Source organism: Chamaesiphon sp. VAR_69_metabat_338 (assembly GCF_031423935.1).
Taxonomy (GTDB): domain Bacteria; phylum Cyanobacteriota; class Cyanobacteriia; order Cyanobacteriales; family Chamaesiphonaceae; genus Chamaesiphon.
Genome location: NZ_JANPGM010000394.1, coordinates 1 through 7929, shown reverse-complemented (window position 1 = coordinate 7929; position 7929 = coordinate 1). Strand labels below are relative to the sequence as shown.

Here is a 7929-nt window from a genome sequence, read left to right as displayed (position 1 = left end):
CGAGATCGAGATCCAGCGCGAACGCGAAGCCGAACGCCGCCGCTACCGAGGTTTTTACCACCGCGATCGCGATAACGATCGTCGCGACTACCACCGGGGCGAATACTACCCCAATCGTTACTAGGGACAACGATCGATAAGTTCGCGTAGCCTCTGCTTGAATCGTCGAATTTATCGATCTATTCCATTTGTGCGATACATCGCTCTCTAGAGTTACTTACGCTAGTTAAGAAGCTAATTTTTTAACTAGTAAAGAGCATTTAATCGTGTTAAAAATCACCGCATTTGCAATTGGTATATTGACGATCGTAGCGATCGCCCCCAAGTCTGAGGCAATGAGTCCGAGTTCCCCGCCTGTCTCGATCGAGACAGCGACTGCCAATCTTCACTCCCAAGTTATTTTGAATAACCCCGATCGCGATCGCCGCTACAATCGCGATCGGGGTTATTCGCGGGGGAGTATCTTACAGCAACGGCGCGATTTAGAACGAAGACGCGAAGCCGATCGCCGTCGCTATCGATATGACGAACGCCGCGATCGTTCTTATCCGGTTGATGGCTATCGCCGCGACCGCTAGATCGATCGCGCTCGATTCGCCACAATTTTAATCGGTTAGAAATGGCCGATCTGGATCTCACCTTTATTACTAGATATCTATAAGTAGACTAGTGAGATCTCTAACTATCGACGGATAGTTAAGCCGATCTAAATAGTTAACTTATAAGTATAGAAGTTGAATTCGCAACCGCGCCAATAGCTTCAAATTTCGGTGCAAAAACCAATCTACTACTTCAACCTATCTCAACAATTTACAAGTCAAGCACTCACCATGAAAAAGCAAATCATTGCCTTTTTTGCACTACTGTCTTCGATGGCAACTGTCGGTATGTCCGCCCCTGCTAATGCGCAAAGTGTACCAGTAGTACGTCAAAACTCGATCGGGCCGTCGGTATTATTTGGTAACGGTCAATCGGCGATCGGGATCGATTCCAAATTCAGTCTCAGCGATAATATCTCTTTGCGTCCGTTTGTTTATTTTCCCAACAACGGTACTGACTTTGGAACGGCGTTGACTTACGATATCGCACTCCGAAATAACGATAGCAGCCTGCTGATTACCCCTTTCGTAGGTGGCTCTGTAGATGTCAATACGGGCGGGAATAGTGTCACCACAGTCAGCTTGGTTGGTGGTGCAGACTTAGATCTGAGCGAAAGCATCCGCTTAAAAGGCTCGATTATCGTACCTTTAAGCAACGATCGGGGTCAAGGTACTGGAATCGCTGTCGGTGCTGGCTTCCGGTTCTAGTGGCGCGCGCCATCCCCAAGCGTAATTGTCACTCTTTCAGTCAAGGCTGAAGCTAGTTTTCTGAATCTTGCGATCCGCCAAAGCTCTGCCCGATCGCGCAATTGTGCGATCGGGCAGAGCTTTAGCGCGTCACCATGACTAAAGATATAGTTCGATCGGTAGATTTACTTCCAAAAGCATTACCTTAGTACGATGACCCCTGCGGACGATCGAGTTAAGGTTAAATTGGCATCATTTATCTTCATCGTCATTCAAGCAAAATTTACCCATGTCCAAATTCACAGCATTAGCCATCGGATTGCTATCAGTAATCTCGATCGTGCCGACAGCTCAAGCTGCTACTGGCATTAGTAACCAGCCAAATCTTCAACAACCAGCTAGAGATCTCCACGCCCAAGTATTTATTAGATTCGGTGCGCCGCCACCAGTGCCATATCATCGTGAAGAATTCGATCGTCGCCGTCAATGGCAAATCGAACGCGAGCGCGAAGCAGAACGCCGTCGTGAATTTTTCTCCCGTCAGCGCGAGCGCGAGGGGTTTTATCGGGGTGGCGGCGAATTTCGGGGCGAACCGCGTGGCGTCCAAGTTGAATTTCGCGGTGAACCCCGCCCAGAATTCCGTCCCCCTCACTAAGCAGGTTGCCAAATCGATGTTAAGTCAGAGGACGGCTCGATCTTGTGCCCCTAGTTTAACGCTCGACGGCTATTTGTAATTTATGCCCAGCTAAATAAGGAGACGATCGCCTGCGATCGTCTCCTTTCAAGTAAGATCTGATTATTATCGATGCGAGCGCAGCCATGAAAAAAGCTAGTCGAAGAATTATGAGTGCGCTGAATGCCGCTGCCAAAGACAACGATGGCGATCGCGGTGACATGTCCATAGCACAAGAGTCTGGTCTGGATGCTTTTTACCAGCGGATGTTCGATCGCGATATTTACTTACATGTTTCGGAAATATCTGTGGCCATGCTGGGTGTCTGTTTGACAGGAGTATCTATTCTCAATGTAGACCAAGAGCTTAAAGATGGCGGCACTAATATCGATGACTTACTGGCGATCGATTCTTTTGTGTTTCTCACTGCTTATCTGCTGTCATACTGGGTCGTCAGAGTGATGACCCAAGGCGATCGCAATGTCCGCAAAATTGGAAATATTGCAAATGCGATCTTTTTATTTGGCATGATTGTGATGGCGATCGTCTGTGGGTGCATCGTCATCAAAGGTGATTTAGCTGCTCATCTTGGTTCGCGCTAATTTAGGACATAAATCAATGTAGTGCCTCATTCTCCTGCTATGTTGATACGCTTTCGAGATCGGCTAAGCCCCGCTCACTTTTTTGTTACTTAATCAGCGAGTTTGCCTCGATCTCAGTACTAGTTTTTAACTCAAACTTGTCTACAGTGCCCTGAGAATAATCATTAAGATTCAAATCTTTAATTGTTTTAGCCAAGCGTTCATAGAGGGCTTCCTTAACTTCTAAACCGGCAGATTCCTTGCGCATTCCGACAATTACTAGTCGGCGTTGTAGCGAGTTGCCCTGTGCTTTGAGCTGACAATTATCCCGTTTAAATTGGCCGAGATTGAGCACTGGATATTCTTTGACTTGAAATAATTGCTTGACCAGTTTATCTTGAATTGTTTTAGCGCGATTGAAAGCACGTAATTCTTCTTCAACGGCACTGCCCTCACAAGAAGCAGTACCAAGGGCGACAATCCGGTTGGGATTGTTCATGATTTTAAAGATCCCCTGTTTTTCCAATTCTTGTTTGAGCACAGCAATTGGCAAAGATGCTGTTGTCCCCTTGATTTTGACTTGACTATCGGAAGCCAATTGCCATTCATAACGATCGCTCAAAACTGCCATATTAATCTCGGCTGATTTGCCGCGACTATCGGTAGCTTTGAGATAGGGATAATAGAGGACATCGCCGATTTTTTGGGGCGACTGTGGCTCGATTTTGGGTTCGATCTTAGCAATTGGCAGCGGACAGATCCGATTGTATGCGCCGAGTTGACAGGCAATGTGTTCTTGATGGGCATAAGCCACCATGCCAGTTGTCGCGACTGTAGCGATGACAGAACCGACGATCGCTTTCAATCGCCAATTATTCACCGGCGGAGCTGCTAATGCCTCGACGATGCAAGTAATCGATTGATGGCGATCTTGGACTTCATTCATCACCATTCGATCGATTGCGGTAGCGAGTTGTTCGTCGATCTGTCGTTCTTGCTTGGCGAGTTCTTGTCGCCAAGTCCACTTATTGCCCATGAAATCGTACAGTCGATCGGGATTGATATCCGTCAACAGATGGATGCAGGTTGCCCCTAGCGCGTAGATATCGCTAGCTGGATAGGCAACTCCCGCCCGAATCTGTTCGGGTGGCGCGTAGCCCATCGTCCCGCCAGTGGTGCCCCGCGACATTACCGTACTATTGAGATGTTTGGACATGCCAAAGTCAATTACCACCAGCTCGCCATTCTTGCGCCGCATGATATTTTCCGGCTTAATATCCCGATGGATCGTGCCGCGATCGTGGACGAATTTGAGAATGGGTAACAGATCGTCTAATAAGTGACGAATTTTTGCTGGGGAATACGCGCCATGTTCTTCCAATTCCTTAAGTAAATTTTGGCCGTCAATAAACTCTTGAATCAGATAAAATCGTCGCTCTTGTTCTAAATAGGCAAACAATTTGGGAATGCGACTGGACTCAGCCCCCAATCGATCTAACTGCGCCCCTTCCCGTTGAAATAATTCGATCGATTTTTCAAAAGCCTCGGGATCGTCCAATACTTGCGGTGCTGGGAAAAACTGCTTGATGACACAGCGTTTTTCTGCGGGCATATCGGTATCGACTGCCAAAAAGTTGCGGCTCATTCCACCACTATCGAGAAAGCTCACCGCTCGATAGCGACCTTTCAAAAGTAATTGGCTGCGACAACCTTTGCAAATTTTTTCCTCATGCTGATTTTGGGGCGCAGGACAATTGGGGTTGAGGCAATAGCTCATGGTGGCGTATCGATGAGGAGGCACAAGATGAATTTTAGCTTAACGCTAGACTAGATCGTCTCAAATGCCTACAAGTTCAGCAAGATCCAGGGGGTGAAAGTTGTCATGTTAATATTTACACCAGCCGTCAAACGATCCAACTGCTAGATCTGATGGCAACTGCCAATTCATCGCTAGTACCGATCGATGGCAAATCCGATCGAAAATTGACCCCAAACACGAGATAATAGACTCACGATCGGTCTGCATAATTTCATCGATCGCTATTTAATCGATCGCCACTATATGCCTCAAATTCAGTCCCTTTTTGATTGGTTTGCCGATCGTCAGCGAACTAGTCCCAGCATCCAGCAGCAACAGGAGCGCGAAATTGCGGATGGATTGTGGACGAAATGCGAAAAATGTAACGCGATCGCCTATACCAAAGAATTAACGGCCAATCAAATGGTCTGCCTTGAGTGCAGCCATCATAAGCGCGTATCTGGGCGCGAACGGATCGACCAACTCATCGATGCCGATACTTGGACGCCACTGGACGAAAATCTCTACCCTACCGATCCGCTGAAATTTAGAGACGTCAAAGCTTATAGCGACAGATTGCGGGATTTTCAGCACAAAACTGGTGCGATCGATGCCGCCCTCACTGGTGTGGGCAAAATTGACGGCTTGCCGCTGGCGTTAGGCGTGATGGACTTCCAATTTATGGCGGGCAGTATGGGTTCTGTCGTCGGCGAAAAGCTGACTCGCGCGATCGAGTATGCCACTGCCCATCGGATGACTGTATCGATCGTCTGTGCGTCGGGCGGTGCCCGCATGCAAGAAGGGATGCTCAGTCTGATGCAAATGGCGAAAATCTCTGGTGCCCTCGAACGGCACCGCGAAGCCCGCTTGCTCTATTTGCCGATCCTTACCAATCCCACTACCGGCGGCGTCATCGCCAGCTTCGCTATGCTCGGCGATATCATTCTTGCCGAACCCAAAGCCACGATCGCCTTTGCCGGCAGACGCGTAATCGAACAAACCCTCCGCGAAAAACTGCCCGACGACTTTCAGACCTCGGAATACTATTTCAATAAGGGCTTCATCGACAAAATTGTCCCCCGCACTCAGCTCAAGCAGACTGTGGCGCAGTTGATTAGGTTGCATCAGGTTAGGGATTAGGGGTTAGGGATTAGGGAATAGGGAATTAAGCTATGAGGCAATAAAGCTGCCGCAGTGGAGACGCTTGCGTCCCTACTACATTTGTTACTCCCTAACCCCTAACCCCCCTAATCCCTATCCCCTATCCCCTATCCCCTAATTGTAAATTTTTCTTTACTTTATGAGTAAAAACACAGAACTCTGAGCCGAGATAATGAGATGATATGGGTAATATAAGATAGCTGTGGCTTTGGTCTTGAGTTTAGCTGTGTTGTGTAATTATCATCTAATTTAAAGTTATCTTTTCGAGGGAGAACCATGTTCAAGCGATTCCTGTTGCTGGCTGTGGCAACCATATTGTTTGCATTCCAAACCTTAGTTACCAGTGCTAATGCCATCGAACTCGATGCTGCAACCCGTACAGTCAAATTAAATCCCCAGGGTGAAACCGTCACCCTCAATCTCAAACAAGTCAACCAAGGCAGACAACTGTTTGCCTCAACTTGCGCCCAATGTCACGCTGGTGGCGTCACCAAAACCGATTTTAACGTAGGTTTGAGTCCGGTAGATTTATCTGGAGCGACCCCCTCGCGCGACAATATCGTGGCTTTGGTGGACTATATGCATCATCCGACTACTTACGATGGTGAAACGCCGATCGCGGAATTACACCCCAGTATGGAAAGTGCGGATATTTTCACGGAGATGAAAAACCTCTCTGAGAATGACATGTATGCGATCGCCGGACATATCCTGATGCAACCCAAAATCATGGGCGAGCAATGGGGTGGTGGTAAAACAGTTAGATAGTCACTAATTGCCCGAACCTCGATCGAGCCAGATTGCCATACGACAGCGGTTGCACTCATCGATCGAGTCCGGAAATGGGTAGTTTGGCGATCGCTACTGTCAAGAGCGATACCCGAATTGTTAAAGTTTCGATACAGATAGGTACTTTTACTACTCACTACCCAGGCATCTTGGTTACAATAATCTGTTGATAGTTTAGATTTCTTAATTTTAGATTAGACAGGAGAACCGTTTTGAAAAAGCTGATTTCGATTTTTACCCTAGTATTTGCACTCTGCTCGATCGCCTTCACCTCTCCGGCTGCGGCTGCGGAAGTGGCTAATGGAGCCAAAATCTTTAGTGCTAATTGCGCGGCTTGTCATGCTGGCGGTAACAATGTGATCATGGCCAACAAGAATCTCAAAAAAGAAGCTTTGGCAGAATACGGCATGAACTCGGTGGCTGCAATTACTACTCAAGTAACGAATGGTAAAAATGCCATGCCGGCTTTTGGGGGCAGACTCAGTGCCGCTCAAATCCAAGATGTCGCGACTTATGTATTAGCTCAATCTGAAAAAGGTTGGTAGTTTCTGGTTTGGTGATTCATGGCTAGATTTGACTAGTCCGATCTCACCAACTAATTGTGGCTGGTAATTGTCGAACTTCGATCGAGAAATTGCTTATGTGATAAGTTATTCTCTATCGCCAGTCGGTAGTTACCAGCCATTTGTTATTTGCAGGCAGGTAGCCAGGGGAAAAGGCGACAGCAGTCGGCGTCAACTCCAAAACCTAACACCTAAACCCTCACACCTCGCTAATGCTAGATATCAACAAAGTTGCCAAGCAATTACCAGGGATCGGTCAGCATTTAGTTCGAGAGAATACCGCCAACCAGCAACGATTACAACTAGCAACGACATCTTTCCAGCAGGCGATCGATCGCCAAGTCGAACTAGCGCAGATCCAGCAGCAGTGGAGCAATCGGCTATTTTTTAATACATCCATCCCCGTCGAACCGCTCGACACCCGCATCGATATTGCCGCGCCACCAGCTCAACAAACGGTACTCGCTACCGACGGTTCGCAGATTGCCCCCAGTCATCATGAAATTGCCTATTGCTACCTGATTAATGTCGGTAGAGTGATGATTCATTATGGGCAAAATTTGCACCCATTGCTCGACAGTATTCCCGAAGTTTTTTATCAGCAGTCCGATCTATATATCTCTCGTCAGTGGGGGATTAGCACCGAAGAATGGTTGGGCTATCGTCGCGCGGTATCCGAAGCAACAGTCCTGGCCGAATTGGGCTGTAACTGGGTCGCACCTCCGTTTGGCTTTGATAATGAGTTGGATTCAATTGCGACCGCCACAAAGCCGCGTATCCCCACCTTAGCGATGGTGGATGGCTCGTTAGTCTACTGGTTTCTCGAACAATTGCCGACCGATGCGCGCGAGCAAATCCTCAATCCGATTTTAGCGGCTTGGGAAGAGTTGCGAGTTGCGGGGATTCCGATCGTTGGTTATCTGAGTTCGTCGCGGAGTATCGACAATCTCAATCTGCTCCGGCTGTTAACTTGCCCTCACGATGTGCCAGATTGTCCGACTCATTGTGCCGATGCTACCAAATTGCCCTGCCAACAGTTTGAAGGGGTACGCGATACCACCTTGTGGAACACGCAGCT

Annotated in this window: 9 protein-coding genes; 8 read left to right on the top strand and 1 reads right to left on the bottom strand. The window is 47.9% G+C overall.

Going from position 1 to position 7929, the window contains the following annotated elements:
- The first annotated feature begins 266 nt into the window (after nt 1-266).
- The 4 genes from RMO84_RS11065 to RMO84_RS11050 all read left to right on the top strand — a co-directional run bounded on the left by RMO84_RS11065 (nt 267) and on the right by RMO84_RS11050 (nt 2561).
- Complete coding sequence (locus tag RMO84_RS11065) at nt 267-578, top strand: hypothetical protein (protein WP_310488519.1); 312 nt, start codon at nt 267-269, stop codon at nt 576-578.
- Between the two features lie 252 nt (nt 579-830).
- On the top strand, nt 831-1307 hold the full coding sequence (locus RMO84_RS11060) for a hypothetical protein (RefSeq protein WP_310488518.1): 477 nt from the start codon (nt 831-833) through the stop codon (nt 1305-1307).
- A gap of 268 nt (nt 1308-1575) precedes the next feature.
- Nucleotides 1576-1941 carry a hypothetical protein gene (locus RMO84_RS11055; RefSeq protein ID WP_310488517.1) on the top strand — a complete coding sequence of 122 codons (366 nt, stop codon included), beginning with the start codon at nt 1576-1578 and terminating at the stop codon, nt 1939-1941.
- Between the two features lie 164 nt (nt 1942-2105).
- Nucleotides 2106-2561 (top strand): hypothetical protein, encoded by a 456-nt coding sequence (locus RMO84_RS11050; protein ID WP_310488516.1) that lies wholly within the window; start codon nt 2106-2108, stop codon nt 2559-2561.
- Between the two features lie 85 nt (nt 2562-2646).
- Here RMO84_RS11050 and RMO84_RS11045 read toward each other — a convergent pair whose 3' ends face one another.
- The gene (locus RMO84_RS11045; protein ID WP_310488515.1) at nt 2647-4341 is read right to left on the bottom strand and encodes a serine/threonine-protein kinase; all 1695 of its coding nucleotides are present in this window, start codon (nt 4339-4341) and stop codon (nt 2647-2649) included.
- Nucleotides 4342-4602: 261 nt separating this feature from the next.
- Between RMO84_RS11045 and accD the strand changes: the two genes are divergently transcribed.
- The 4 genes from accD to RMO84_RS11025 all read left to right on the top strand — a co-directional run.
- The gene (gene accD / locus RMO84_RS11040) at nt 4603-5478 is read left to right on the top strand and encodes an acetyl-CoA carboxylase, carboxyltransferase subunit beta (protein WP_310488514.1); all 876 of its coding nucleotides are present in this window, start codon (nt 4603-4605) and stop codon (nt 5476-5478) included.
- Nucleotides 5479-5775: 297 nt separating this feature from the next.
- The gene (gene psbV / locus RMO84_RS11035) at nt 5776-6267 is read left to right on the top strand and encodes a photosystem II cytochrome c-550 (protein ID WP_310488513.1); all 492 of its coding nucleotides are present in this window, start codon (nt 5776-5778) and stop codon (nt 6265-6267) included.
- A gap of 233 nt (nt 6268-6500) precedes the next feature.
- A complete protein-coding gene (gene petJ, locus RMO84_RS11030; RefSeq protein ID WP_310488512.1) occupies nt 6501-6833 on the top strand; it encodes a cytochrome c6 PetJ in 333 nt (110 codons plus the stop codon).
- Between the two features lie 230 nt (nt 6834-7063).
- Nucleotides 7064-7929: DNA double-strand break repair nuclease NurA (locus RMO84_RS11025; protein ID WP_310488511.1), on the top strand; the 866-nt coding region annotated here is incomplete at its 3' end.

Coding starts and splice junctions, on each gene's coding strand:
- RMO84_RS11060 (WP_310488518.1), top strand. CDS start 831: ATGAAAAAGCAAATCATTGCCTTTTTTGCACTACTGTCTTCGATGGCA.
- RMO84_RS11055 (WP_310488517.1), top strand. CDS start 1,576: ATGTCCAAATTCACAGCATTAGCCATCGGATTGCTATCAGTAATCTCG.
- RMO84_RS11050 (WP_310488516.1), top strand. CDS start 2,106: ATGAAAAAAGCTAGTCGAAGAATTATGAGTGCGCTGAATGCCGCTGCC.
- accD (WP_310488514.1), top strand. CDS start 4,603: ATGCCTCAAATTCAGTCCCTTTTTGATTGGTTTGCCGATCGTCAGCGA.
- psbV (WP_310488513.1), top strand. CDS start 5,776: ATGTTCAAGCGATTCCTGTTGCTGGCTGTGGCAACCATATTGTTTGCA.